The organism is Pseudomonas brassicacearum, assembly GCF_000585995.1.
GTDB classification, from domain to species: domain Bacteria; phylum Pseudomonadota; class Gammaproteobacteria; order Pseudomonadales; family Pseudomonadaceae; genus Aquipseudomonas; species Aquipseudomonas brassicacearum_A.
Genome location: NZ_CP007410.1, coordinates 5,600,397 through 5,624,908 on the forward strand (window position 1 = coordinate 5,600,397; position 24,512 = coordinate 5,624,908).

The following is a 24,512-nucleotide window of genomic DNA, read 5'->3' on the forward strand; positions in this document are numbered from 1 at the left end:
GCGCCATTGTCGACAGTTACCAGCCAGTGAGACAAACTCATTTTAATCCGAATGATCACAAGTTCTCCTCATGATCGTGGAGTCGATATTCGCCACCTGAAAACTCGTTTACGCCGCTATTAGTTCAGGTGGTTTGACTCACCAACGGCAACCGCACCACGAACTCGCTCCCCTGACCGTCGCCCGCGCTCTTGCCAATCACCGTGCCACCGTGGCTTTCGACCAACTCGCGCACCACCGTAAGACCAATGCCCAGGCCTGCGCCGTTGAAACCGACGGCGTGAACGTCCTGCACAAAGGGTTCGAAGATGAACGGCAGCGCCTTGGCCGAGATGCCTATGCCGGTATCGCGGATGCTTATTTCCACTACGTCGACTTCGACGGTGACCGAAAGTGCGATGGTGCCGCCCACCGGGGTGTACTTGGCCGCGTTGCCCAGCAGATTGCCGAGAATCTGCGCGAGCCGCACCGGATCGCCATTCACCGACAAGGCGCCCCCCGGCAGTTTGGCGCTGAAGTGCAAATCCCCAGAAATCATGACCGGCCCAAAAATTTCCATGGCCTCATGAATGATCTGGACCAGATCGACAATATGGCAATCGAGGCGAAGTTTGCCGGTCTTGACGCGAGAGACATCAAGCAAGTCTTCGATTAATCGGGACATGTGCCGCACTTGGCCTTCGATTAACGTTTGCATGCGCGGCAGCTCCTCACTGGGCACCCGCGCCAGTCGGCCGGCAATCATGCTGATGGGGGTCAGCGGATTGCGCAGTTCGTGGGCCACCAGGGCAAGAACGCTACGTTGGCGCTCCAGCGCGCGTTCGGCCGAGGTTCTCAGGTGTTGCGCACTGAGGGCGGCGATGACCAAGAGCTCATTGGCTTCACGCATTTCCAGGTACAGCTGTTGCTCTGCTTGCGTGGGTTTTGGCTTTTCCGCCTCGGACTGGGCCGACAGAATCGCCAGGACCAACTGCTGGTTGGCCTCGATCAATTGCTCGATCTGTTGCTTATCGGCAATTTGGGTGTTGGCGTCGCTCAGCTCCTTGCGCAACGCCGCCAGCACCGCCCTCGCCTCGACGGTTTTCTGGCCAAGCAGGAACAGCTCGCGAGCGACCGTGGCCATCGCTTGCTCATTCTTGTCATTGGCCTCATCCATGATGTTGTCTCATCCACTGTCTTTGACAGCAAGCTGCCGGGTTGGCCGGCCGCCGAGCAATCCTTCCCGGTCCGGCAACATTTCACCGATCTGCAAACCGCTATCGTCGATGCGATACAGGCGTAACTCATCGGAATGGGCGCTGGCCCGCACCTTGACCACCGCCATGATGCGCAATAGACGACTCTGCACTTCAATGTAGCGCTGAACGATGATGGCGTCGGTGAGAAAAGCCGTGCCGTAAGGACTGAAACGCAGGTCGGTGTAACGGTCTTCCAGCTCCGAAGTCAGCAAGACACTGACACCGGCGCTGGTCAATGCGGTGACCAAGCGCGACAGCGATTCGCGAAAGTCCTCGCGAAAGGTCGGCGCCAGCGCCAGTTCGAAACCCGACAGCGAATCAATGACCACCCGGGTCGCTTTCAAGCGGGTGATCTCGCTCAACAGCAATTGCACGATTTCATCGATAGACAGGTCCGGTGCCCGGCTATCCACCAGCCCGACCTTGTCGCATTGAATCAAGTTGGCCAGGGTGGCGTTCTGGGAATGATTGGGACGTTGCTCGAACACTGCGATCACGCCGGTTTCGCCGTTTCGCGCGCCTTCGGCGAGGAAGGACGCCGCCAGGATGCTCTTGCCCGAACCGGACGGGCCCGCCACTAACAAGGAATAACCACACGGCAACCCACCGCCGAGCATCTCATCGAGCTGCGGCACGCCCATGGCCAGGCGCTTGATGGGGAATTCCAGCGGGGCCTCGACCGGATTGAAGGGCGCCGGGGCAAAGACCTTGATCCCCGACGAGGCGATACGGAAGGTGTGCAGCCCCGGCAACGTCGGCTGGCCACGCATCTTCATGATTTCCATCTTGCGCACCATGGAATTGCGCTGAACGCTCTGGCGCAGCCAGATCAGCCCATCGGCCACGGTGAAAATCGGGTTGGTATCGGTTTCGGTGAAGTACTCGCCGATCAGGAACGTCGTGGCCTGCCAAGTGGTCATCAGCATGCCCAGTTGCTGGACGAACTGCGGCAGGTTGTTATTCGGGTTGTCCTGGGTCTGGCTGGCCAGCACCACCGAACGGAACGAATCAACGAACACCAGCGCCGGGGAGTGAGCCTCCACCTCGCTGACAATGCGTCGCAGCACTTCGTCCAGGTCCCCGGCCAGGGTGTCGTCAGCCAGGTTGACGTAGCGGATCGACTGATTGATCGCGTCGCTGTCGAAAAAATCGAACTGCTGCTGGTAACGCAGCATCTTCAGCGGCGGCTCGCCCAGTACAGTAAAAAATAGCGCGGGACGCTCGGGGGTGGCCAGGGCAAACATCATCTGGTGCGCGAGGGTGGTCTTGCCACAACCCGGCGGACCGGCGATCAGATTGAACGAAAACTCCGGCAATCCTCCGCCCAAGACCTCGTCCAGCCCTGGCACGCCGGTGGCCAAGCGGTTGATAGTCACTTTGGTGCTCATGGCGAATTTTCCTGCGAAGGGGTGTCGCTCAAGGAAGGTTCCCACACGCCACGAAGCAAACGTGCGGTGAGCGAGGGCCCGATCAACGTGGTCAGCAATTCGTAGAAGATGGTCAGCAACATTTCACCGAAAAACAGCGCATCGGCTTCGCTTTGCTCAACGAGTACGGATTTAAGGGCCGTCAGGACCTGGCCGGCCTGCACCCTATCGCAGGGGCCGGTCAGACGCGGATGAGTGGACCCACACAGATGCAAGCTGCGGCGATAGAGCGCGGCAACTCCTTGTTGACCAATGACGGGCGTAAGGGCCGCCTCTATATCCTGCAGAATTGAAATGATCGCGTGGGCGGTCTTTGCAATGTCAGCGTTGGGGCCAACGCGGTGCGTCAGAGAAGCTACGATCTGACGGCTCTCTTCGCTTAGCGTGGACATGGCTAACTGATATCCGATGGGCGAGTATCGATAGTACACCCTCAACGGCGTCATCGAGATCCAATTGGCCAAAGCAATGTAATTGCGATCATTTACGGCAAGTCAGTCAAGCCAGCCCGGCCAAGCGCAGAAACAGAAAATCCCCGTCAACATTGGCTGATACGGGGATTTTGCGTCATTACATTGCAGATTCGCCTGGAGTCGGCTGGAAAAACCTCGTTAACCCCTTTTGACTTTAAAGCGACCCAGCACACGCTGCATCAGTGAGGCCCGCTCCGAAAGGTCCTTGGCCGCCACCGCGCACTCTTGCGAGTTGGACTGGTTTTTCTGCGTTACTTCATCGATCTGTTCCAAGCCGATGCTGGCCTGCTGCAAACCGGAAGCCTGCTCGCTCGAGGCCTGGTAGATCAGCGAAACCAGGTTGGAAACCGCGCTGGTTCCATTGACGATGTTTTTCAACGATTCGGCGGTCCGGCCCGCGATGATCATGCCGCGCTGGGTCTTGCTTGAGGAGTCGGCGATCAACGCGGCTGTCTGCTGGGCGGCTTCGGCGCTGCGGGCGGCCAGGCTACGCACTTCATCGGCGACCACGGCAAAACCGCGCCCAAGCTCACCGGCCCGGGCCGCTTCGATGGCCGCGTTCAGGGCCAGCAGGTTGGTTTGTGCGGCAATGTTATCGATGGTGGTGATGATCGCGGTGATGTCCTTGCCCGAATTGTCGATTTCGGCCATGGCGGCAATCAGCTCACTCATCAGTTTGTCGCTTTCCCCCGCATCGGCGCGCGAGGCTTGGGATTGCTCATCGGCTTTCTTGGCGTTGGCGGCGTTGTCCCGGGTCTGCGCGGCCATTTGTGTCATCACCGCGCTGATCTCGGTGATGGACGAGGCAGAGTTGGACGCGCCATCGGACAATGACTGGCTCAGATCGGTGACCTGCGCCGAGCTGCCGGTGATCTGGGTGGCGCTGGTCTGGACCTCGGAAATCAGCTGGTTCAGGTTACTGACCATCTTCTCCAATGACTTGCCAAGGGTATCGTGGGGCGAAGACAAGCGGACCTCCAGGTCCAGATCCCCTTCGGAAATACGCTCGGCCACCCTGACCTGCCGTTGCAGGCTTTCAGACATGTCGTTGAGCGCCACAGACAGTTGCCCGACTTCATCCTCGGATTTCTGCACCAGGCGCCGAGAGAAATCCCCCAGGCTGATGTTGGCGGCCAAGGCCGCAGCCTCGCGAATCGGCCCGACGATTTTCGCGGCGGCAAACCACAGGGCGGCCAGGGCCAGCAGCGAAATACCTAGCCCTACCGACACTTGCCAGATGCTGTTGCTGATACTGCGCGCCTGCAGCTCCTGCTCCAGGGCAATGGCCTGGGCCATCACCACGGCCTTGGGCAAGCGAATCAGCACCGCCCAGGGCTTGCCTGTGCGACCGAGTGCAATGGGCATCAGCACTTCGATATTCTGTGTTTGTGGATTGAGCAGGCCGTCACCACGACCGCCCTGGATATCGCCGAGGACTTTTTCCCAAGAGTCAGGCAACAAAGCCTTGATGGATTGGCCAATCAGGTCAGTGCGCTGGCTATCCGCGACCACCAGCCCCTGGTTACTCAAGATCGAAACCGAGCCCTTGCCACCGTAGAGATCGGCCGACATCTGCTCACTGAGCTTCTGGATGAAGGCGATATCGAAGTCCGCCCCGACCACACCGTAGAACTTGCCGTTGGCCACGATGGGCACGGACAAGGTGGTCAGCCAGACGTTTTTACCCTGGACCACGTATGGAATAGGGTCCAGCACACTTTCCTTAAGGGTGTCCCGTGGGCCGCTGTACCAACCGCCTTTGGGCACACCATTGGGGTGACGGTCCAGGGAGTCGTACTCGACCAACGGCTGCACCGCGACATGGCCACCGGCGCTGCGTGTCCAGTAAGGCGTGAAACGTCCTGTCAGCGGATTATTGCCATCTTGAGCATTACGGAACGCGAGATCCTGTCCGTCCAGCGCATCCGGTTCCCAGCAGGAATAGCTGCCGTTGAAGTCGGGGTTGTCCTTGAGGACGCTGAGCAACACGGTGTTGATCTGTTCACGCCCCAATGCCAGAGGGCTTTGCGCAGCCTTGCTGGCGGCAAAGGCATTGGCCATGGTGCGGGCGGCGTCCAGCGCATTCTGCAGCTTGGCCTGGATAGCATTGGCCCGGGACTCGGCCAGGTTCTGGATTTCCCGGATCGTTGATTTTTCTACCAGCGCGCTGACTTCGGTCGCGACATATTGCTCGTTAGCCCGAGCAGTGAAGAGCCCGTAGACAACCAGGCTGATGGATGAAATAAACAGGCAAATGCCTGCCGTGACACAAATGCGTGCCTGCAATGATTTGAACTTCATATCATCCCCTGCCTGATTCTATTTATTGCCAACGTTAAAGACGACGGCCTCTAACTTTTGCACGACGCGGCGAATAACAATCACTCATGGCTGTTTACGCTGCCCACAAGACAATCGCCTTGAAAGGCACGGCGATACAGCTGCTTTATAAGTATTTGAAACGTGGCAGGTGGGGCGTAAATCCACTCTATTTGCCTGAAAAGCAGATAGAGGTATTCAAATCAAGAACCGAGGGCCTTAGGTGCCAGAGCAATAAGGGCGATAGGTGGAAAGAATGCGCGATCCCTGCTTTTCCAGCAACCATGGAGGTCACTCTTGAATAACGTCGCAGAATCCATTCAGACCAATAACCACAACAGCAAATTAACACGGTCGAGTTTTATACAAAATCGAACTTAGGAGTTATACAAAACAGTACTTTGGTCGTAATCAACGAGCGAACGCCCAGGAAAAAGCCGCGATTCAACGCGGCTTTTTTGCGGCCGATGATTAGGCGTCGCTGCGGTTCAGGCTTTTTTAGTCCTCGGCAGGAAAATCGCCAATACCCCTAACAACGGCAGGAACGAGCACAACCAATACACGTACTCGATGCCACGAATGTCCGCCAGATGCCCCAGCAGCGCGGCGCCAATCCCGCCGAAACCGAACATCAGGCCAAAGAACACCCCGGCGATCATCCCGACATTGCCCGGCACCAGTTCCTGGGCATACACCACGATGGCCGAGAACGCCGAGGCCAGGATGAAGCCGATCACCACGCTGAGGATGCTGGTCCACAGCAGGTCGACGTGAGGCAGGATCAGGGTGAACGGCGCCACGCCGAGGATCGAGAACCAGATCACCGCCTTGCGTCCGATCCGGTCACCGATCGGACCGCCAAAGAACGTCCCCGCCGCCACCGCGCCGAGGAACAGGAACAGGTGCAACTGCGAGGAGGCCACTGTCAGGTCGAATTTTTCGATCAGGTAGAAGGTGAAGTAACTGGTGAAACTGGCCATGTAGAAATACTTGGAGAACACCAGCAGCCCCAACACCACCAGCGCACTCAAGACCCGGCCCTTGGACAAACCGTGGGTGGCCGCCTGGCCTTGCTTGAGCTTGAACAGGTTCAGGTGGTTGGCGTACCAACGGCTGATGCGGTACAGCACGAACAACGCAAACAGGGCGAACAACCCGAACCAGGCCACATTGCCCTGCCCGTAGGGAATGATGATCGCGGCCGCCAGCAGCGGGCCGAAGGCCGAACCGGCATTACCGCCGACCTGGAACGTCGATTGCGCCAACCCATAACGACCGCCCGAGGCCAGTCGCGCGACTCGCGAGGCTTCCGGGTGAAAAGTCGACGAGCCGATGCCGATCAACGCGGCGGCCAGCAGGATCAAGGTAAAACTGCCGACCATGGACATCATCACGATGCCGATCAGCGTGCATACCGTCCCAGCCGGCAGCAACCAGGGCTTGGGATGTCGATCCGTGTGGTAACCGACCCAGGGTTGCAGCACAGAGGCCGTCAGTTGGAAGGTCAGCGTGATCAGGCCAACCTGGGTAAAGGTCAGGCCATAACTGTCCTTGAGCATCGGGTAAATGGACGGCAGCACCGCTTGAATCAGGTCGTTGATCAAATGTGCCAGCGCCACGGCACCGATAATGCGCATGACCAACGGGCTGCTTTGGGGCGTGGCGGGGACCGCCGTCGTATCGGCGTGGGTATTGCTGATAGCCATGGGAGTTTCCATACAGCAGATGGGTGCACACGGGCAGGTTCATCAATGTGCCATTTTTCGGTGCAGCAAGGCTATCCCCTTAGCTTGCTATCGACCTTAAAAAATTGTCGCCCAACAAGGTGATAGCGCAAAGCCATGGTCTGAATCTTGCCTTGTTTGTCGTCTAGAACGCGGCCCCTTACAAAGGGGACCGAGAATGGGAAGTTTCGCTACACAGCTGGCCTACAGAGCCGGCCAGGACAAACTTTCGAGGCCTTTTAAAAGGGCACCTGTTTCGGCACTGTGTCGAAACGCACAATATTAGTGCGAGGGTGTTCAGGGGAGTATGGGCATGCAGGCTTTTCTATCACCGGGAATCGGATTGCTGGGACGTTTCGGCTTCGCCCGTAAATTCCAGTTGTTATTCCTGCTTTTCATCCTGCCGCTCATGGGCAGCCTATGGCTCATTGGCCAGGACTATCGCGACAAGCTCAGCCTGATTTCCGGGGAACGCGCTGGCGTGCGCCAGTTGCTGGCCCTGGATAACCTGGACAACCTGCTCACCGCCCAGCGCAACCGTGCGGCCCGTTGGCGCGCCACGGAAACCAATCGCCAGCCAACGCCCGCGACGCTGTCGGCGATGGCGGCTTTCGATGCCGTGCAACCGGCCCTCAACCAGGCCGCCAATGACCTGGGCGCCACCTTGCAAACCGAAGGTGCCGAAGCCGATACCCTCGCCCGCTATCAAACCCTGCAGACCAGCCTCAATGGCCTGGACTCAAAAAGCCTGGGCGCCGTGGGCTGGTGGCCAGACGGTTATGACCGTTTCACCGCCGCCCTGAGCGCGCTGCAAGCCTTGCGCGAACAGATCGTCATGGACAATCGCCTGACCCTCGCTTCCTGGCTGGAAACCTACCTGCTGACCCAGATATCCACCCAGCAGACGCCGGACCTGATCGAACGGGTTGGCCGCCTGGCCAGTGTCGGCCAGGCCTCCGTAGTGTCGGGTCAGTTCACCCTGCAGAGCCGCCTGCAATTGCGAGACCTGCGCAGCCGTATTGGTGATGCCCGGGATCAACTGGTCAAGACCGGCGCCCTGCTGAAAACGCGTCTGCCCAATGAACTGCAAACCTGGGCCGGGCAATTCCAAGACAGCCTCGATCATCTGGATGCCGGCCTTAAAGTGCTGGATGACGGCGTGTTCGGCGGCTCCATCAATCTCAAGCCGCAAGATTTCGAAACCCACCTCGATGCCCTCCTGAGCAACCTGGCCACGCTGCGCCAACAATCCCTGGTGGCCTTGGATACACGACTGGACCACTACCACGGCTCGGCGATCCGCCAGTTCACGCTGGTGGCGACGGTGCTCGGCTGCCTGGTATTGGCCGCGCTGTACCTCTTTATCTGCCTGCAAGCGTCCATCCGCCGCAGCGCCAGCGGCATCACTCTGCTGGCCGAGGCCTTGCGGGACGGGAACCTGAGCTTGCAAGTGCCGGTTCATGGGCGTGACGAGCTGGCGGCCATCAGTACCGCCCTCAATGTCGCCGTGGTGCAGTTGCGCAACAGCCTGCTGGGGGTGGACCACGAAACGTTGCAACTGAGCAATGCCGTGCGCACCCTCAATACGCATTCCAATGGCGCCCTGGGCGAGGTCGAAGCGCAGCAGATGCAGATCAGCCAGATCGCGGCCGCCGCAACGCAACTGGCCGCTACGTCTCAAGGTGTGGCAAGAAGCTGCGAACAGGCATCCGACAGCGCCCAGCAAACCCGGCGCATCGCCGCCGACAGCAGCCGCGATAGCCAGCGCACCACGGCGAGCATCCAGCAGCTCAACCAGCGTCTCAACGAGACCGCCGCCGCACTGGGCCGGGTCAGCGAACAGGGGCAGCAAATCCAACTGGTGGTCGACACCATCCGTGGCGTGGCCGAGCAGACCAACCTACTGGCCCTCAACGCCGCCATCGAAGCTGCTCGCGCCGGGGAACAGGGGCGTGGTTTCGCGGTAGTGGCCGATGAAGTACGCAGCCTGTCGCAACGCACCCAGTCCTCCACCCAGCAGATTGCCGGCACCGTCGACAGCCTGCGCGCCACGGTCAATGAAGCGGTCAGCCTGATGGAAGCCGCCTGCGGCCAGGCTCAGATCGACGCGCAAGCCGTCACTGGCCTTGGTGAACGCCTGGGAGAAATCGCCAGCGCGGTGCAAAGCGTCACCGATACCCTGGCGCAGATCGCTACCGCAGTGGATGAACAAGCCAGTACAGCCGATGAGGTCAGCGGCAATATCCAGCAGGTCGATCAGGCGGCCATGCGCTTGCTTGATGGCGCACGGGCCGTGAACCTGGCGGCGGATACCCTGAGCAAGGGAAGCCAGGCCTTGAGTGCCAATACGGGGAGATTTCAACTCGGTTGAAGGGCATTTGCAGCGAGGATGGATAAGCGGTTGAAAGCGCAGAGAAATATTTCAGATTTACGCTTGACACATCTTCGCTAGCGGCGAATAATGCGCGCCACTTGGCTACATAGCTCAGTTGGTTAGAGCATAGCATTCATAATGCTGGGGTCCGGGGTTCAAGTCCCTGTGTAGCCACCAAGTACTAAAAACGGCTTATCGAAAGATAAGCCGTTTTTTTATGCCTCGAGAAAAGGACTCCTGCCCTTTAGGACCCGACCAGCCTGACCACCGGGCTTTGCCCTGGCTCGTGTTGATTTGCGCCCGGCGCCTCGCATCGCTACAGTCGTTCTCCATACCCCAGGCCACGGATGGAGCGACACATGCTTGCAAATCTGAAACCGAACCTTCATTGCCTGTCAGCCGTTTCGCTACTGGCTGTCGCTCTAACACTCGCTGCCTGTAAGGCCCCACCCTCCTCCTCCACGACACCGGCATTGCCCGCCCCACCGGAGGTCGTCTCCGGTTTCCGTACCGATCTGCAGACCCGCTACGCCGACAAACACATGGCGGCAGCGGCCAACCCGCTGGCGGCCGAGGCCGGGCGGGAGATGTTGCGGCGCGGAGGCTCGGCCATCGACGCAGCCATTGCGATGCAGGCCGTGCTGACCCTGGTGGAGCCGCAATCCTCCGGCATCGGCGGTGGTGCATTTATTGTGTTGTGGGACGGCAAAGCCGTGAGCACTTATGACGGGCGCGAAACGGCACCGGCTGGCGCTACCGAAAGACTTTTCCTGCAAGCTGACGGCAAACCTATGTCCTTTACGGCCGCGCAGATCGGTGGTCGTTCCGTGGGAACCCCGGGGGTGCTGCGCGGGCTGGAACTGGCCCATCGCAAACATGGCCGCCTCAAATGGGCGACGCTGTTCGAGCCAGCCATCGCGCTGTCGGAACAAGGCTTCGCGATCTCGCCCAGACTGCACTCGCTGATCGCCGCCGACCCGTCCTTGCCGGGCTCGCCAGACATGGCGGCTTACTTTCTCAATGCCGACGGGAGCCCGAAGGCGGTTGGCACCGTGTTGAAAAATCCAGCATTGGCCGGCGTGCTCAAACGCATCGCCAACGAAGGTCCCGACGCCTTGTACAAAGGGCCGGTTGCCGAGGAGATCGTCGCCAAGGTGCAAGGCCACGCCAACCCCGGTAGCCTTTCGCTGAACGACCTCCAGGGCTACACCGCGCGGGAACGCGCACCGCTGTGCACCGACTACAAGCGCTGGCAAGTCTGCGGCATGCCACCACCGTCTTCGGGCGGGGTTGCCGTGGCGCAAATCCTCGGGACATTGCAGGCCCTGGAACAGCGCGATAGCCACGCAGCCCTCGCGCCCTTGAAACCCGTCAAGACCGCGAAGCCCGCCGGTATTGAACCCGCCCCCGAAGCGGTGCACCTGATCGCCGAAGCCGAGCGGCTGGCCTACGCCGACCGCGCCCAATACATTGCCGACCCCAATTTTGTAGCCGTACCGCTCAAAGGCCTGGTCGACTCAGGGTATCTGGCCAGCCGCGCCAGCCTGATCGGCCCTCGTAGCATGGGCGTCGCCAAGCCCGGCACACCACCGGGCATCCAGGTGGCTTACGCCCCAGACCGTTCTCCCCTGCGTATTTCCACCTCGCAAGTGGTGGCCGTGGACGACCAGGGTGGCGCCGTGTCCATGACCACGACGGTGGAGTCGGCGTTCGGCTCACACTTGATGGTCCAGGGCTTCATGCTCAACAACCAGATGACCGACTTCTCGTTCATTCCCGAAGAGAATGGGCAAAAAGTCGCCAACCGCGTCGAACCCGGCAAACGCCCGCGCTCCTCCATGGCACCGACGCTGATCTTCGATCGCCGGGGTGAACTGGTGGCTGCTGTTGGCTCCCCCGGCGGCTCTCAGATCATCGAATACGTCGCCAAGTCAGTGATTGGCCTGCTGGATTGGGACCTGGACCCGCAAACCGCCATCAATCTTCCCAACTTCGGCAGCCGCAACGGCCCCACCGAACTGGAACAGGGCCAGTTCAGCCCGGCGCTGATCCAGGCGCTGAAAGACAAAGGCCATGCGGTGAGCGAAGTTGATATGACCAGCGGCACCCAGGCGATTGTCCGGATGCGCGATGCCCAAGGGAAAACCTCACTGGCTGGCGGGGCGGATCCACGGCGCGAGGGTCAAGCGCTGGGGGATTGATCAACCTCGCCCTGGGGCTGATAGACCAGCAGATCGCCGGGCTGACATTGCAGATAACTGCAAATGGCTTCGAGGGTCGCCAGGCGTATGCCCTTGACCTTTCCTTACTTGAGCAAGGAAAGGTTGGCTTCAGTAATACCTATGGCGGCGGCAAGGTCCTTGGATTTGACCTTGCGCGTCGCCGGCATTACATCAAGTTGGATCACGATAGGCATGAATTAATATGTAAAAAACAATAATTAACTGAGCTTAGGTTGATAACTGATTGGCAAACTGACTCACCGCATCGACCACTTTCTTCGCCCCGTCCTGGATCTCGACGATCACCGTCCCCGCTTCGGCTGCCAGGGCCAGGCCCTGTTCGGCCTGGTGCTGGCCGTCGGTCATCAGCGCCACGGCGTTACGAGCCATGTCCTGGTTCTGGCGGACCACGCCGACGATTTCATCGGTCGCCTGGCTGGTACGCGATGCCAGTTGCCGCACTTCATCGGCCACCACCGCGAAGCCGCGGCCCTGCTCTCCGGCCCGGGCCGCCTCAATAGCCGCGTTGAGTGCCAGCAGGTTGGTCTGTTCGGCGATGCCGCTGATGGTCTTGACGATGGTGCCGATGACCTGGGATTGCTCATTCAGTGCCTCGATCCCTTCGCCGGCGGTCTGCATGTGCCGGGCCAGGTCGTGCATCACCTCCACCGCCTGAGTCACCACAGTGGTCCCGCGCTGGGCGCAACTGTCGGTTTGCAATGAGGTGCTGTAGGCAATGTTGGCCGCCTCGGCGACGGCTTTTTCCTGGTTGACCTGGTCAGTGATGTTCGTGGCGAACTTCACCACTTTATACAGTCGCTCGTTGGCATCGACCACCGGGTTGTAGGATGCCTCCAGCCAGACCTCGCGACCGTTGCTGTCGATACGCTTGAAGCGTCCGGCCACGAACTCGCCGCTGTTCAGGCGCTGCCAAAACTGCTGATAGGCCACGCTGTTGTACTCTTCGGGCTCGCAAAACGTGCGGTGATGTTTGCCCTTGATCTGCGCCAGGCTGTAACCCATGGCATTGAGGAAGCGATCATTGGCCGTCAATACGTGGCCGCCCAGGTCGAATTCGATCACCGCCGTCGAACGCACCAACGCCCCGATGAGGTTTTCGTGCTCGCGAGAGCCCTCGATGGTGCGGGTCAGGTCGTTGGAATACATTGAAAAGTAGCGGATTCGCCCGTCCGCAGCCCGTACTGGCTGCAGGATCGACCGCAGCCAGGCTTCCTGGCCATTGCCTCGCACCAGGCGCACGGCGCCGGAGAAATGCTCACCACGGGTCAGCGCCGACTTGAAGCGAAGCTGGAACTCGTTGGATTTCAGGTAAGCCGGAACAAGATCCTCGACAGATCGGCCAATCAGGTCCTGGCTCTTGTAGTGCATTTCGTCGAGAAAATTCTGATTGACCGTTTGCACACGTCCATCGGCATCCAGCGTGAGTGCCAGCATTTCGCGGTCCAGGCTTTCTTTTACTTGCATGAGACTGGACAGTTCTTGGCGAAGAGCCGACAGCTCCTGCTTCAAGCGATTGTTGAACATGGGCATGCTCCGGCAGGCAGGAGAGACAAGTGGCTTGTTTCTTTGCCATCGGCACGGCATTTTTTTTCTGAAGAGCCCACGCGTCGGCCTGGAAAATAATCACGGGCGCGTTCGAACCCTGATAAGCCTCCCATGGTCACTGGATTGCTCTACTGTTGACGCTTGAAGCCTTGCCGCTACGCATACCCATAACCATAAAAACGAGGTAATTGCCGTGACCACCGACATCGAAGACAGCCGTTCCGCCCGATTTGCCTTGCGCTGCTCCAGTTTTGCCGAGCGCTGGTTCCCCGACTCCTGGGTGTTTGCCGCGCTGGCGGTGCTGGTGGTGGCGCTGGCGACGCAATTGATCGGCGCCACGCCCACGGCAGCGGCCATGGCGTTCGGCGATGGTTTCTGGAGCCTGATCCCGTTCACCATGCAAATGGCCTTCGTGGTGATCGGCGGTTACGTGGTCGCCAGTTCACCGCCGGCCGTCAAGCTGATTGATCGTCTGGCGCGTATCCCGAAGAACGGCCGCTCAGCAGTGGCCTGGGTGGCGCTGATCTCCATGGTCGCGTCGTTGCTCAACTGGGGCCTGTCGCTGGTGTTTGGCGGTTTGCTGGTACGGGCCCTCGCCCGTCGCACCGACCTGAAGATGGATTATCGCGCCGCCGGTGCCGCGGCTTACCTTGGCCTGGGTGCGGTGTGGGCCCTGGGGTTGTCTTCGTCGGCCGCGCAATTGCAGGCCAACCCGGCCAGCCTGCCGCCATCGATCCTGTCGATCACCGGCGTCATTCCTTTCACCCAAACCATTTTTCTCTGGCAGTCCGGAGTGATGTTGCTGGCGCTGATCGTCATCTCATTGATCATCGCCTACGCCACTGCACCTGGGCCTAACAGCGCCCGGGATGCCGCCGCCTGCGGGATCGATCCCAGTTTCAGCATGCCGGCACTGCAGCCACGTACCCGTCCCGGGGAATGGCTGGAACACAGCCCGCTGCTGACCATCGCCCTGGTGCTGCTGGCCGCCGGCTGGCTGTTCCACGAGTTCTCGACCAAACCGGCAATCAGCGCCATCTCCGGGCTCAATACCTACAACTTCCTGTTCCTGATGCTCGGTGCGTTGCTGCACTGGCGGCCGCGCAGTTTTCTGGATGCCGTGGCCCGTGCGGTGCCGACCACTACGGGCGTCTTGATCCAGTTCCCGCTGTACGGCTCGATCGCTGCGTTGCTGACCACGGTCAAGGGCAGCGACGCCCAGACACTGGCCCACCACATCTCGACCTTTTTCGTACAGATTGCGTCCCATGACACCTACGCCCTGTTGATGGGCGTTTATTCGGCGGTACTGGGCTTCTTCATTCCCTCCGGCGGGGGCAAGTGGATTATTGAAGCGCCCTACGTCATGCAGGTCGCCAACGACCTTAACTATCACCTGGGCTGGGCGGTACAGATCTATAACGCCGCCGAAGCGCTGCCGAACCTCATCAATCCGTTCTACATGCTGCCGTTGCTCGGCGTCCTGGGGCTGAAGGCCAGGGACCTGATCGGTTTCTCCTTCGTACAGTTGCTGGTGCATACGCCACTGGTGCTGGCATTGCTGTGGGCGCTGGGGAAGACATTGACTTATTTGCCGCCAGTGATGCCATAAAGCCATAAAAAAGGGCCGATATATCCGTCGGCCCACTTTTTCTTCGGCTCGGACTGTTTCAGTATGGCAACACCCTGTTTCGAGGGGCCCACACGCTGAAAAGGATCTGAGCATGTCCAAACTTGCCGTATTTTCTCTAGCCGCCCTGGCCTTCAGTGCCACCGCCCAAGCCGCCGACATCGACGTACAGCTGGGCAACACCGAACGCGTCACCCGCCTCTTCGCCTATCCCAACAACTGCAACGTCATTTGCTTTCGCGACTGGACCCTGGAACAGACCGTCGAACATTACCTGACCCAAAGTGTGCAGCGCGACGGCTACAGCGCGGCCAAGGTCCGCGTCAAAAACAACAAAGGTATCGTCTATGCCCACATCAGCGGCGTGCCGAAGAGCTATGGCCAACCACTGACCGCACTGCTCAACGCCGGGGACCTGGCGTACAACGGCGCCAGCAAACTCAACAGCGACAAAAAATGGTCCTACAACTGGTACCTGTTCCTGCCTCTGGGCATGGCCCTGGAAAACCGCAAGAGTGTCGAGTTACTGCACTTCCCGCCGGATTACTCGCTGACCCAGGCCCAGGACTACCTGGAATCGGCCACCACCGATCGCTGGGCCACGCTGCTGACCGTCAACGGCATTGCCGCTGACCAGACGCCGGCCTACCAGACCATCATCGACATCGCGCCCATCGCCGCGCCGTCCAATGCTGGCCAGACGCTGGAGGGGCTCTACGGCTACTTCAACGATTATCAGACCACCATGGTCAAGCAAGTCAGCCAGACCGCCAGCGGGGCCGCGCTGCCGATGGTGGCCTTCGGCGCGCCCGTGCGGAACTGGATCAAGACCCAGTACGGCCAGACGGTGGGCGTGCTCGGCCTGGCGACCATCACGCCGACGGTAGGGGTCAAGGTGCCAGTGCTGGGCTCCAACCACCCGAGTTATATCTGGTACGCCGCTGATAAGGAAAACTACGACGGTGACGAAGCCAAGGCGGATGCCGCTGGCTTGAAGGTCATGGGACAGGACCTCAGCGCTGCGTGCTGGCAAGCTGGGATGGGCAGCAAGCCAGGCACCGATCCAACCACGCTGCTGAACCAATGCACGCAGACCTGGCAGGTCACGCAAAAGGAAAAGACTTGCGAGTTGTTCTACACCTCGGTTCGCAAGTTGACGCCGGAGGAAGCGACCAAGACATGCGAGACGCCAGCGATCAAGTCGCAGCTGCCGCAATTGAAAGTGCCGATGCCGTTGCCCGCCGAAGCGGTATAAAAAACCTCGAGGCGCTGGCCCGCGTAAGCCTTGACTGACGCGGGAAAGCGCCTTTGGCTCCTGTCAGAGTCGACAGTAGATGGACCTCCCGACATGGGCGAAGCTATCCGGGTTTCAGCGACCGCTGGCAGGATCGCCAGTGCCAGGAAGTCGAGGTACCCATCACCGACAGGGACCGTCATGACCACATTTCTTGCAGACAAAGCCAATGCCCGGACCCGGGATGGCATTTATCCGGAGAAAGTGCTCAGCACCCGCTTGGGCTACCCGTCGGTTCGCGATTTCGAAGTGCTCAGGACAACCGATGGGCGCGGCAACGGAATCGTCGCCCGCAAGCAGTTCGCGCCCATGGAGAGGATGTGCAGGGTTTCAGGGCTTCTAGTGAGTCGACGGCGCTTGCATACGTTGCAGATCTTGCCGGACGTTCATATGTACGACCCGCGTTTCGCCGGGTTGCTGCTGCATTCGTGCAATCCGAATGTCTTCCTCGACATGAACGAACTATGGCTGTGGGCACTGACCCACATCCATGCGGGTGATTGCCTGACGATGGATTACGCCAGCACGGAGCAGAAATTGTATCGGCAGTTTGCCTGTCGGTGCGGTTCGTCCAATTGTCACGGCTGGATTACCGGCTATGACGAACCGCCCAACGAGCAAGGGATGAAATTTCTACAGCGCTGGCGTCATTAATGTCACCACGAGTGACGAAGCGAACTCAGGGCGCGCTGACCGGACGTAACCGGTATTGCGGTGGCAATTGCTCGAAACCGCTGATCGTGGTGTCCAGGCTTTTCCAGCGACCGTCCTTGATGCCGTAGATGCAGCCATGAATCGACAGCTTCTGCCCACGGTGCCAGGCGTTCTGCACGATGCTGGTATGACCGACGTTGGCCACTTGCTGGATCACGTTGAGTTCGCACAGACGGTCTACGCGCTCTTCCTCGGTGGGCAGTTTTGCCAACACTTCGCGGTTCTCGTAATACAGGTCGCGAATCGAGCGCAGCCAGCCGTCGATCAGGCCCAGTTGCCGGTCCTGCATCGAGGCACGCACGCCGCCACAGCCGTAGTGGCCGGTGACCAGGATGTGTTTGACCTTGAGTACGTCAACGGCGTACTGGATCACCGACAGGCAGTTGAGGTCGGTGTGCAGTACCACGTTGGCCACGTTGCGGTGCACGAACAGATCACCCGGCAGCATGCCGACGATCTCGTTGGCCGGCACTCGCGCATCGGAACAGCCAATCCACAGGTACTCTGGGGTTTGCTGATTAGCCAGCTTGGCGAAGAAGTCAGGATCCTCCTGCTTGATCGCATCGGCCCAGCGCGCGTTGTTATCAATCAGATCTTGTAATTCGTTCATGCTGTCTAGCCCTCGAGAATAGTGCGCAACTTTGACAGTCGACCGCCTGTCGAGGTCACTTCGATGATGCCGTTGGAATTCTCGGCACGGCTGCGGGTCCACCCAGTAAGGCCCACAGTATGAGGAATTACCATGAATGATTCACGACGTCCTTTCGATGCGGTGCAACCGGAACCCATCGACGACAACGAAGACCGTATGGGCTCGATGCATGAACTGGAGTTCGACGAAGAAGAACCCAGCGCGAAAATCGGCGATGAACTGCCGGACAACGAGCGCGAGCAACTGATGCCGCGTGAGCGCGTTCGTGAAGCCGGCCTGACGGGGGCTTCGACGGACGATCACCAACCGACCGACGACGACATGAGCCCGGAAACACTCATTCGCGAAGACGGCGCCCGGGACGCCCACGAAACCGGAGCCGACGAGCGGGCGGATTGGGACCTGAGCGTGGTGGATGAAAACGATATTGGCGGAGGCGACGGGTTGGACGAGGCGGAAATGGCGGATATCGATCCGCTGGATGGCAAGCCTTGACCCGGCAACCGCTATCGCGAGCAAGCTCGCTCCCACAGGGGCCTGATGGTGTACATCAAGTTTGTGATCAAACACAAAACCATGTGGGAGCGAGCTTGCTCGCGATGACGGTGTTGCCGCCAACCTCAATGGGGCAGGTCAATCCACCAACGTGCAGGCCATGACCACCGCATCCTCACGCCCGCCCACCGCCGGGTAGTAATCCCGGCGCCGGCCAATTTCATTGAAGCCATAGCGCTCATACAACCGGAACGCCGTGCGGTTGCTGTCGCGCACTTCCAGGAAGCACTCGCGGGCCTCGGCCTTGTAGGCGATGGACATCAGGTGCTCCAACAGGCGCAACCCCAGGCCACGCCCCTGGTTTTCCGGTTTGACGGTGATGTTGAGCAGGTGCGCCTCATCCAGGATGATTTGCACCACGCCGTGGCCCACTTGCTGCTGGCCTTCGAACATCAGCCAGATCTGGTATTTGCCCAGGCCGTCGAGAAAGATTCCCCGGGTCCAGGGGTGGCTGTAGGCCGCGTATTCGATTTTCAGTACAGCGTCGAGGTCCGCCTCGGTCATCGGGCGGAACGATACAGCGTCACTCATTCGATTCTTTCCAGCGCGCCATCAGCCGGCGCATGGCTTGCCAGGCATCAGCCTTGTGCTGTGGCGTTTCCATTAACAGTTCCAACCCGGGCAACGCCCAGGCCGAGCACAGGCCTTCGACCTGCAGTTCGCGATTGAACGCTTCGGTATCCGCCTCGCCGGCAAACTTCACCGCCGGCAGGCCGATCAGCCACAGACACACACAGGGTTCGTCTTCGAGCCGCGCCGAAACAAACCCCTGGACGAAATCCCGTGCCGCCTCGGGGCCCTGGTCCATGGTGCCGCGTGACAACAACGGCCAACGCACTGGCTCGCCGATGATTTGCGGGCTGTCCGGCAGACCGGCGGCGCGCAACATGTCCTTGAGCAGCAAGTAGGCCGGATCGCGGCTTTGGAACGGCTCGCCCGTGGGCAACTCCACCAACAGCAGGCAACGCCCGGCCCGCAGCAGTTGCAGGGCGAAACGCGGCGGGGCGACGTAGGGAGCCTTGGGCGGCGCCTCGACCTCCTCCTCCACCGGCTTGGCATTGGTGCGAGTCGAGGCCAGGCTCGGGCGCGGCACTTCGATTTTTGGCCGCTCGGGAGCTGGCGCTGGCGGCTCCGCGACCGTCTTGGCCACAGGCGTCGTCACGGCCGGCGCGATGTACTCGGGCTCGGGCGTTTCCAGCAGCTCGGGCCGCGACGGGGCGGCGAACGGCAATTCGGTGCGCGGCAGCCAGCTGACCACCTGCATGGCGGTCAGATAGGCGCGGCGACGGGACTCGATAAGCAAGGGTCGGCCACTTGTGGATAACTGAAAGTGGGAGGGATTCTACCGCCCTTCGACGCAGATCGCTTCCCTGTTGAACCAATAGTTGATCGATACAAAACGACAGTCCGTCTCAGGGGTGAATCGCAAGCGGCCCGATGCAGTACAATCGCCGCTTTTAACTGCCAACCCGACGGCCATTGCGATGATCGAACCCAAGCGCGTCTTGCGCGCCCTCGCTGAACACTGGGCATTGCTGGAACCTTTGTGCGAGCACTTCGACCAGGGCACCCTGAGCCTCAACGAATTGCGTTCACAGCTGGCCGCCCAACAACTGGACAGCACGCCCCAGGACATCACCAGCCTGCTGGACGTGTGGATCCGCCTGGACATTCTCGTGCCGGTGGCCAAAAGCCCGAACCGCTTCGAGCTCAACGCCCAAATCCACGACTTCCTCGCCTACCTGCGCCGCGAACACCGCCTGGGCCTGTGCCTGGAGATCGAAGCCTACCTGCGCCACCTCGAGCGCCTGGCCGGCTACATCCAGGACGCCTTCGACATTCGCGACGGCAACGACCTGGCCCGCCAGCTGCGCCTGCTGGACATGCGTGTGCGGGACGTCCTCAAGAAACTCGCCAACGACGAACAGGCCCTGGTGGCCGTGGCCGAACGGGCCAAGACCAGCGACCGACAGATCCCGCTGCGTCAACGCTACGCCGAAGTGCTGGCGACCTGGGACGAGTACGTCGAACCGATGATCCAACTGGTGAACGCCGACGGCGCGTTCGAACAAGGCGTGCGCAAGGTCGAGAACGTGCTGTTGCGCATGCTCACCGAACAGCAGCGCCTCGGCCACCTGGTGGACGACGACATGCTGCTGCGCACCCACGCGCGCATCCTTGAAATGCAGACCAGCGCCCAATTGACCCTGCGCCATGCCCGTGAACTGCTCCTGCCGCTGCGCGAAGAGGCCCGCCGCCACAACGCCGTGACCCGTGGCGCCGCCCTGGCTCTGGCCGCCATTCGCCGCAAGGGCATCGACGCCGTGCCGCAGGCCGCCATGCCGCTGTTCACCCGGCCGCAAAGCACCTTCCTGGGCAGTGCCAGCCAGGTCGAAGCCTATGTGTACGCCCTGGCCCGCTTCGAACCGAAACCGGCGCGTTTCCCCAAGTCCCACAAGACTCACAGGGGCGGCGAGGCGCCGCGTGCACCACGCACCGTGCGCGAGATGGTCGAGCGTTGCGAAGACGCACTGCCGATGCCGGACCTGATGACCTGGCTGCTGGAGCAGGAGCCGGACGGCGCCACCGACGAATTGCTGTACTGGTTCTCGCGCCTGTCGCGGGAAAAACGCTTCAAGCGCGAGCGTCTGGAACGCCGCGACTATCACACTCACGAGCATCAGGTCAGCCTGCGCTCCTTCGCCCTGCTCTCGGCCCGCGATACCGCCGCCGAGGATTCTGCGAGCATTCCCCATGCATCTTGATCTATCCGAACTGTCCCAGCTGGCGCCGATCTTTCGCGAGCTGTTCAAGGGCTACCATGTCAGCCGCCGCGACCCGGAGCTGTACGCGCAACTGTCGAACTTCCAGGACCAGTACCGCACGCTGTTCAAGGCCCTGGGCTTCGAACTGGTGTGCGACACCCGTGGTTTCTACTACTTCGTGCCGGACCTGGCCGCCGCGGCCGTGAACAAGACCGCCCAGCGCCTGGCATTGTTCACCTTCATCCTCGTCGAGCATTTGGCCGACCAGGGCCGCGATCCCATCGCCGTGCTCGACGGTGGCAGCCTGGGCCGCGATGAATTGCCTTCGTTGCTGGAAAAGTACCGCGACCTGTTCATCCAGGCCGAAGTGCAGACCCAGGAAGAGCTGGAAGAAAAAATCATGCGTCGCATGACCCAACTGGGCTTTGCCGGCGAAGAGAACGGCGTCTACCGCTTCCTGCCGCCAATGCACCGCTTCCTCGACGTCTGCCTGTCGGTCCAGCAAGACCGCGACCTGGCCGCCAGCTTGCACAGCGTGCTGCCGTTGCCGGTGCCGGTACTGATCGACGAAGACAGCGACGAGAAACTGCTGCAAACCGATGATCCACTGGACCTCAGCGAATTCGAAGGTGAAAGCGAAGAAGACGCACTGGCCCGCGCCATTGCCGAAGAACAGGAGACCGATGCATGAGCAAGGAACGCTACGGCATCCGCCGCTTTGCCCTTTTGAACACCGCCGGCTACAGCCTCGGCCTGTTCCCGCTGGAAGAACCGCTGTCGGTGTACGGCGCGAACAACCTCGGTAAATCCGCCTCGATCAACGCCTTGCAGTTCCCGATCCTGGCGCGCATGTCGGACATGAGCTTCGGCAAGTACAGCCTGGAGCAATCCCGGCGTTTCTACTTTGCCTCGGATACCAGCTACATCCTGGTGGAAGTCGCCCTGCCCCACGGCCCGCACGTCATCGGCGTGGTCGGTCGCGGCCCTGGCGGCGGTTTTGGGCACCAGTTCTTTGCCTACGCCGGCAAACTGGACTTGGCTCATTATCAGAAAGATGACACCTGCCTGCGTCAGAAAGAGCTGTTCACCAACCTGGAGCGCGAAGGCCTCAAGGCCTACGAACTCAAGCCGGATGAACTGCGACGCCTGCTGGTGGGTGGGCACACCTCGATCCCATTGGACCTGACGCTGATCCCGCTGCGTTCCACCAGCGAGCAAAGCCTCAAGACCTTCCGCGCGCTGTTCATCAACCTGCTGCACATGCGTGAAATCACCGCGGCCAAGCTTAAACAATTGTTCCTCGATGCGTTCGAGCACAGCCTGCGCTCCGGTAGCGTGGACTACATTGCCGCGTGCGAAGAAGCCTTCCGCGACGTACGACGCATGGAGCAGGACTACAACTCCCTGGTGGCGGCCGGCCCGCTGGTAGAAGCCCTGGCCAATGGCGTGAAGCAGCGCGATATCCTGCGCGGCAAACTGCATCGTCTCTCGCCACTGCTCGACTCGTTGCTGGGCACCTGGTCGGACTACGCCAGTGCGCGCAAGGAAGAGCTGACCATCCAGGCCGAACACTACCGTAACGAACAGGATTCGTTGCAGAACGACCAGCGCGGCGGCACTCAGGAACTGATGCGCCTGGAACGGGAAATCAGCGGCATCCAGCGCTGGATCGGCGAGCTGTCGGTGCTCAAGAACCGCTTCGCCCTGGTGGATGACGTCAAGGTCCTGGAGCAACAACTGCTCGCCGCCAAGGACGCCCACGACGAACTGGCCGGTGCCCTGGCCCAGTCCCGGCAATTCAGCGCCGAAGACCTGGAAGAGCGTCTGCGGGATCTGGAAAAACGCCTGAAGTCGGTCAAGCAACAACTCGATCACGCCGACAACAACAGCTACGCCCGCCTGCGGGAAGAGTTCTCGCAGCAGGACGTCGAACGCTTGATGCGCCTGTTCAACAGTGCCTTGTTCAGCCTACCGCTGGGCGAACACGGCATCGCGCTGGACGAGAACGGCGAGTGGGTCAAATCCATGGAGCTGATCCTCGACGGCTTCAAGGGTGAGCGTTTCGAAGTGCCGGGCCTGTCCATCGACCTGTCCCACATCGAGCCGCCAGCCCTGCAAGCCCTGGCCGACCGTGCCGCGCTGCGGGACCAGAAAGAGCGCCTGGAAAAAGAACTCAAGCAGCTCAAGACCCAACAAGCCGTGGCGGCCGACCGTGCGGCGAGCAAGACCCAGACCGAAGCGCTGTACCAGCAGGTCCTGGATGCGCAAAAAGCCTTGGAAGACTTCCGTCGTACCCAGACGTTGAGTGCCGAAGAAGGCGAGAAGCTCGAACAACTGGCGCAGATGGAAGCCGCCCAGGACGAGCTCAAACGCTCCAGCGATGCCTTCACCGAGCGCGTCCAGCAGTTGTCCGCCAAGTTGCAATTGGTGGGCCGGCAGATTGCCGACATGGAAGCCAAGCAACGCACCCTCGACGACGCCCTGCGCCGTCGCCAATTGCTGCCGGCGGACCTGCCGTTCGGCACACCGTTCATGGACCCGGTCGACGATTCCATGGACAACCTGCTTCCACTGCTCAACGACTATCAGGACAGTTGGCAAGGCCTGTTGCGGGTCGACGGCCAGATCGAAGCGCTGTATGCCCAGGTGCGCCTCAAGGGCGTGGCCAAGTTCGACAGCGAAGACGACATGGAGCGGCGCCTGCAGTTGCTGATCAACGCCTATGCCCACCGCACCGACGAAGCCTTGACCCTGGGCAAGGCACGCCGTGCAGCGGTGACCGACATCGCCCGGACCCTGCGCAACATCCGCAGCGACTACGACAGCCTCGAGCATCAACTGGCGCTGTTCAACCGCGAGATCAACAAGCGCCAGGTGTCCAACCTGCAGAGCTTCCGCATCGTCCTGGCGCCGAACAAGGAAGCACTCAAGCACATCGACCAGATCATCCACAGCGCCGGCCAGTACGAAGAAGGCGAGACGCTGTCGGTGTTCGATCTCAGCCAGAGCGCCGAGCAGGACAACAAGAACGAAGAAGCCAAGGAGTACCTGGCACGGCTGGTGGCGGCAAACCACAACCAGCTCGGCCTCAAGGACCTGTTCGAACTCGCGTTCGAGATCACCAAGGTCAACGGCCAGCCAGTGATCCACACCGACATCGACGGAGCAGCGTCCAACGGCACCACCATGACCATCAAGGCGCTGACCAACATGTACTTGTTGCTGCACCTGATGGACCGCGAACAGGCCGGTCGCGTGCGTCTACCGTACTACCTCGACGAAGCGGCGGACATCGACGAGAAAAACCAGGCCGCACTGCTGGAGACCAGCCTGCAATTGGGCTTCGTGCCGATCCTGGCCAGTGTGAAACCACAAGTCTGCGCCAGTGTCGCCATCGACCTGGAAGGCGGCAGCGGGCCGAACGGTATCTACATCGACGAAGCGGACTGGAAATACATCCGTCGTCACGATGCGGTGAAAGCCACAGTGAATGTACAAGCCGATGAGCCGGAACTGGATCCGGTGTGATGTGAATATCCGGGCATGAAAAAGGCCGCGA

The 24,512-nt window shown here is 60.6% G+C and carries 18 protein-coding genes, 1 tRNA gene and 3 pseudogenes; 10 read left to right on the forward strand and 12 right to left on the reverse strand.

Translation table 11 applies throughout. The annotated features are described in order from the left end of the window. Positions 1 to 124: 124 nt before the first annotated feature. The 6 genes and pseudogenes from CD58_RS23975 to CD58_RS24000 all read right to left on the reverse strand — a co-directional run bounded on the left by CD58_RS23975 (position 125) and on the right by CD58_RS24000 (position 7,163). The gene (locus CD58_RS23975) at positions 125 to 1,156 is read right to left on the reverse strand and encodes a sensor histidine kinase (protein WP_025215471.1); all 1,032 of its coding nucleotides are present in this window, start codon (positions 1,154 to 1,156) and stop codon (positions 125 to 127) included. 9 nt (positions 1,157 to 1,165) lie between these two features. Beyond that, positions 1,166 to 2,626, reverse strand: coding sequence for an ATPase domain-containing protein (locus CD58_RS23980; RefSeq protein WP_025215472.1), 1,461 nt, complete (start codon positions 2,624 to 2,626; stop codon positions 1,166 to 1,168). After that, positions 2,623 to 3,057 (reverse strand): hypothetical protein, encoded by a 435-nt coding sequence (locus CD58_RS23985; protein WP_025215473.1) that lies wholly within the window; start codon positions 3,055 to 3,057, stop codon positions 2,623 to 2,625. The genes CD58_RS23980 and CD58_RS23985 overlap by 4 nt, the downstream gene beginning before the upstream one ends. Positions 3,058 to 3,276: 219 nt before the next feature. Then, positions 3,277 to 4,182 carry a methyl-accepting chemotaxis protein gene (locus CD58_RS32010; protein ID WP_404942607.1) on the reverse strand — a complete coding sequence of 302 codons (906 nt, stop codon included), beginning with the start codon at positions 4,180 to 4,182 and terminating at the stop codon, positions 3,277 to 3,279. Beyond that, positions 4,177 to 5,439: pseudogene (locus CD58_RS32015) on the reverse strand (HAMP domain-containing protein); the annotation flags it as partial. The pseudogene CD58_RS32015 and the gene CD58_RS32010, both read right to left, overlap by 6 nt. A gap of 506 nt (positions 5,440 to 5,945) precedes the next feature. Beyond that, positions 5,946 to 7,163 carry an MFS transporter gene (locus CD58_RS24000; protein WP_025215476.1) on the reverse strand — a complete coding sequence of 406 codons (1,218 nt, stop codon included), beginning with the start codon at positions 7,161 to 7,163 and terminating at the stop codon, positions 5,946 to 5,948. Positions 7,164 to 7,494: 331 nt separating this feature from the next. On the opposite strand from CD58_RS24000, the gene CD58_RS24005 reads away from it, so the two are divergent. The 3 genes from CD58_RS24005 (at position 7,495) to ggt (ending at position 11,756) form a co-directional block, all read left to right on the forward strand. Continuing rightward, a complete protein-coding gene (locus CD58_RS24005) occupies positions 7,495 to 9,552 on the forward strand; it encodes a methyl-accepting chemotaxis protein (RefSeq protein ID WP_025215477.1) in 2,058 nt (685 codons plus the stop codon). Between the two features lie 103 nt (positions 9,553 to 9,655). Then, a tRNA-Met gene (locus tag CD58_RS24010) sits at positions 9,656 to 9,732 on the forward strand. A 182-nt stretch (positions 9,733 to 9,914) separates the two neighbouring features. Next, complete coding sequence (ggt, locus tag CD58_RS24015; protein ID WP_025215478.1) at positions 9,915 to 11,756, forward strand: gamma-glutamyltransferase; 1,842 nt, start codon at positions 9,915 to 9,917, stop codon at positions 11,754 to 11,756. On the opposite strand, the pseudogene CD58_RS29565 reads toward ggt, so the two are convergent. The 3 genes and pseudogenes from CD58_RS29565 to CD58_RS32025 all read right to left on the reverse strand — a co-directional run. Then, a pseudogene (locus CD58_RS29565) lies at positions 11,738 to 11,971 on the reverse strand (helix-turn-helix domain-containing protein). The gene ggt and the pseudogene CD58_RS29565 sit on opposite strands and share 19 nt — an antisense overlap. Before the next feature lie 34 nt (positions 11,972 to 12,005). Continuing rightward, positions 12,006 to 12,437, reverse strand: coding sequence for a methyl-accepting chemotaxis protein (locus CD58_RS32020; protein ID WP_419178849.1), 432 nt, complete (start codon positions 12,435 to 12,437; stop codon positions 12,006 to 12,008). Between the two features lie 108 nt (positions 12,438 to 12,545). Then, a pseudogene (locus tag CD58_RS32025) lies at positions 12,546 to 13,382 on the reverse strand (PAS domain-containing protein); the annotation flags it as partial. A gap of 154 nt (positions 13,383 to 13,536) precedes the next feature. Between CD58_RS32025 and CD58_RS24030 the strand changes: the two are divergent. The 3 genes from CD58_RS24030 to CD58_RS24040 all read left to right on the forward strand — a co-directional run bounded on the left by CD58_RS24030 (position 13,537) and on the right by CD58_RS24040 (position 16,921). After that, positions 13,537 to 14,955 (forward strand): short-chain fatty acid transporter, encoded by a 1,419-nt coding sequence (locus tag CD58_RS24030; RefSeq protein ID WP_025215481.1) that lies wholly within the window; start codon positions 13,537 to 13,539, stop codon positions 14,953 to 14,955. A gap of 112 nt (positions 14,956 to 15,067) precedes the next feature. Then, positions 15,068 to 16,228 (forward strand): hypothetical protein, encoded by a 1,161-nt coding sequence (locus CD58_RS24035; protein WP_025215482.1) that lies wholly within the window; start codon positions 15,068 to 15,070, stop codon positions 16,226 to 16,228. A gap of 180 nt (positions 16,229 to 16,408) precedes the next feature. Further along, positions 16,409 to 16,921: a lysine methyltransferase gene (locus tag CD58_RS24040; protein ID WP_038436946.1), complete on the forward strand. Its 513-nt coding sequence runs from the start codon at positions 16,409 to 16,411 to the stop codon at positions 16,919 to 16,921. A 25-nt stretch (positions 16,922 to 16,946) separates the two neighbouring features. Here the strand turns inward: CD58_RS24040 and can are convergent, their stop codons facing one another. Next, entirely contained in the window at positions 16,947 to 17,591 is a 645-nt protein-coding gene (gene can / locus CD58_RS24045) for a carbonate dehydratase (protein ID WP_025215483.1), read from the reverse strand. Between the two features lie 132 nt (positions 17,592 to 17,723). Here can and CD58_RS24050 point away from each other — a divergent pair, with 132 nt between their 5' ends. After that, positions 17,724 to 18,128, forward strand: coding sequence for a hypothetical protein (locus CD58_RS24050; protein WP_025215484.1), 405 nt, complete (start codon positions 17,724 to 17,726; stop codon positions 18,126 to 18,128). A 138-nt stretch (positions 18,129 to 18,266) separates the two neighbouring features. Here the strand turns inward: CD58_RS24050 and rimI are convergent, their stop codons facing one another. Beyond that, on the reverse strand, positions 18,267 to 18,719 hold the full coding sequence (gene rimI, locus CD58_RS24055) for a ribosomal protein S18-alanine N-acetyltransferase (protein WP_003205585.1): 453 nt from the start codon (positions 18,717 to 18,719) through the stop codon (positions 18,267 to 18,269). After that, entirely contained in the window at positions 18,712 to 19,491 is a 780-nt protein-coding gene (locus tag CD58_RS24060) for an energy transducer TonB (protein ID WP_080712611.1), read from the reverse strand. Before CD58_RS24060 ends, rimI begins: the two co-directional genes overlap by 8 nt. 181 nt (positions 19,492 to 19,672) lie before the next feature. Here CD58_RS24060 and mksB point away from each other — a divergent pair, with 181 nt between their 5' ends. The 3 genes from mksB to mksF are packed head-to-tail and all read left to right on the forward strand — an operon-like array spanning position 19,673 to position 24,481. Beyond that, on the forward strand, positions 19,673 to 20,953 hold the full coding sequence (gene mksB / locus CD58_RS24065) for an Mks condensin complex protein MksB (protein WP_025215486.1): 1,281 nt from the start codon (positions 19,673 to 19,675) through the stop codon (positions 20,951 to 20,953). Next, positions 20,943 to 21,644 carry an Mks condensin complex protein MksE gene (gene mksE, locus CD58_RS24070; RefSeq protein WP_025215487.1) on the forward strand — a complete coding sequence of 234 codons (702 nt, stop codon included), beginning with the start codon at positions 20,943 to 20,945 and terminating at the stop codon, positions 21,642 to 21,644. Before mksB ends, mksE begins: the two co-directional genes overlap by 11 nt. Beyond that, positions 21,641 to 24,481, forward strand: coding sequence for an Mks condensin complex protein MksF (gene mksF / locus CD58_RS24075; RefSeq protein ID WP_025215488.1), 2,841 nt, complete (start codon positions 21,641 to 21,643; stop codon positions 24,479 to 24,481). Before mksE ends, mksF begins: the two co-directional genes overlap by 4 nt. The last annotated feature ends 31 nt before the right edge of the window (positions 24,482 to 24,512 follow it).

Coding starts and splice junctions, on each gene's coding strand:
- CD58_RS23975 (WP_025215471.1), bottom strand. CDS start 1,156: ATGGATGAGGCCAATGACAAGAATGAGCAAGCGATGGCCACGGTCGCT.
- CD58_RS23980 (WP_025215472.1), bottom strand. CDS start 2,626: ATGAGCACCAAAGTGACTATCAACCGCTTGGCCACCGGCGTGCCAGGG.
- CD58_RS23985 (WP_025215473.1), bottom strand. CDS start 3,057: ATGTCCACGCTAAGCGAAGAGAGCCGTCAGATCGTAGCTTCTCTGACG.
- CD58_RS32010 (WP_404942607.1), bottom strand. CDS start 4,182: ATGTCTGAAAGCCTGCAACGGCAGGTCAGGGTGGCCGAGCGTATTTCC.
- CD58_RS24000 (WP_025215476.1), bottom strand. CDS start 7,163: ATGGCTATCAGCAATACCCACGCCGATACGACGGCGGTCCCCGCCACG.
- CD58_RS24005 (WP_025215477.1), top strand. CDS start 7,495: ATGCAGGCTTTTCTATCACCGGGAATCGGATTGCTGGGACGTTTCGGC.
- ggt (WP_025215478.1), top strand. CDS start 9,915: ATGCTTGCAAATCTGAAACCGAACCTTCATTGCCTGTCAGCCGTTTCG.
- CD58_RS32020 (WP_419178849.1), bottom strand. CDS start 12,437: ATGCACGACCTGGCCCGGCACATGCAGACCGCCGGCGAAGGGATCGAG.
- CD58_RS24035 (WP_025215482.1), top strand. CDS start 15,068: ATGTCCAAACTTGCCGTATTTTCTCTAGCCGCCCTGGCCTTCAGTGCC.
- CD58_RS24040 (WP_038436946.1), top strand. CDS start 16,409: ATGACCACATTTCTTGCAGACAAAGCCAATGCCCGGACCCGGGATGGC.
- can (WP_025215483.1), bottom strand. CDS start 17,591: ATGAACGAATTACAAGATCTGATTGATAACAACGCGCGCTGGGCCGAT.
- CD58_RS24050 (WP_025215484.1), top strand. CDS start 17,724: ATGAATGATTCACGACGTCCTTTCGATGCGGTGCAACCGGAACCCATC.
- rimI (WP_003205585.1), bottom strand. CDS start 18,719: ATGAGTGACGCTGTATCGTTCCGCCCGATGACCGAGGCGGACCTCGAC.
- mksB (WP_025215486.1), top strand. CDS start 19,673: ATGATCGAACCCAAGCGCGTCTTGCGCGCCCTCGCTGAACACTGGGCA.
- mksE (WP_025215487.1), top strand. CDS start 20,943: ATGCATCTTGATCTATCCGAACTGTCCCAGCTGGCGCCGATCTTTCGC.
- mksF (WP_025215488.1), top strand. CDS start 21,641: ATGAGCAAGGAACGCTACGGCATCCGCCGCTTTGCCCTTTTGAACACC.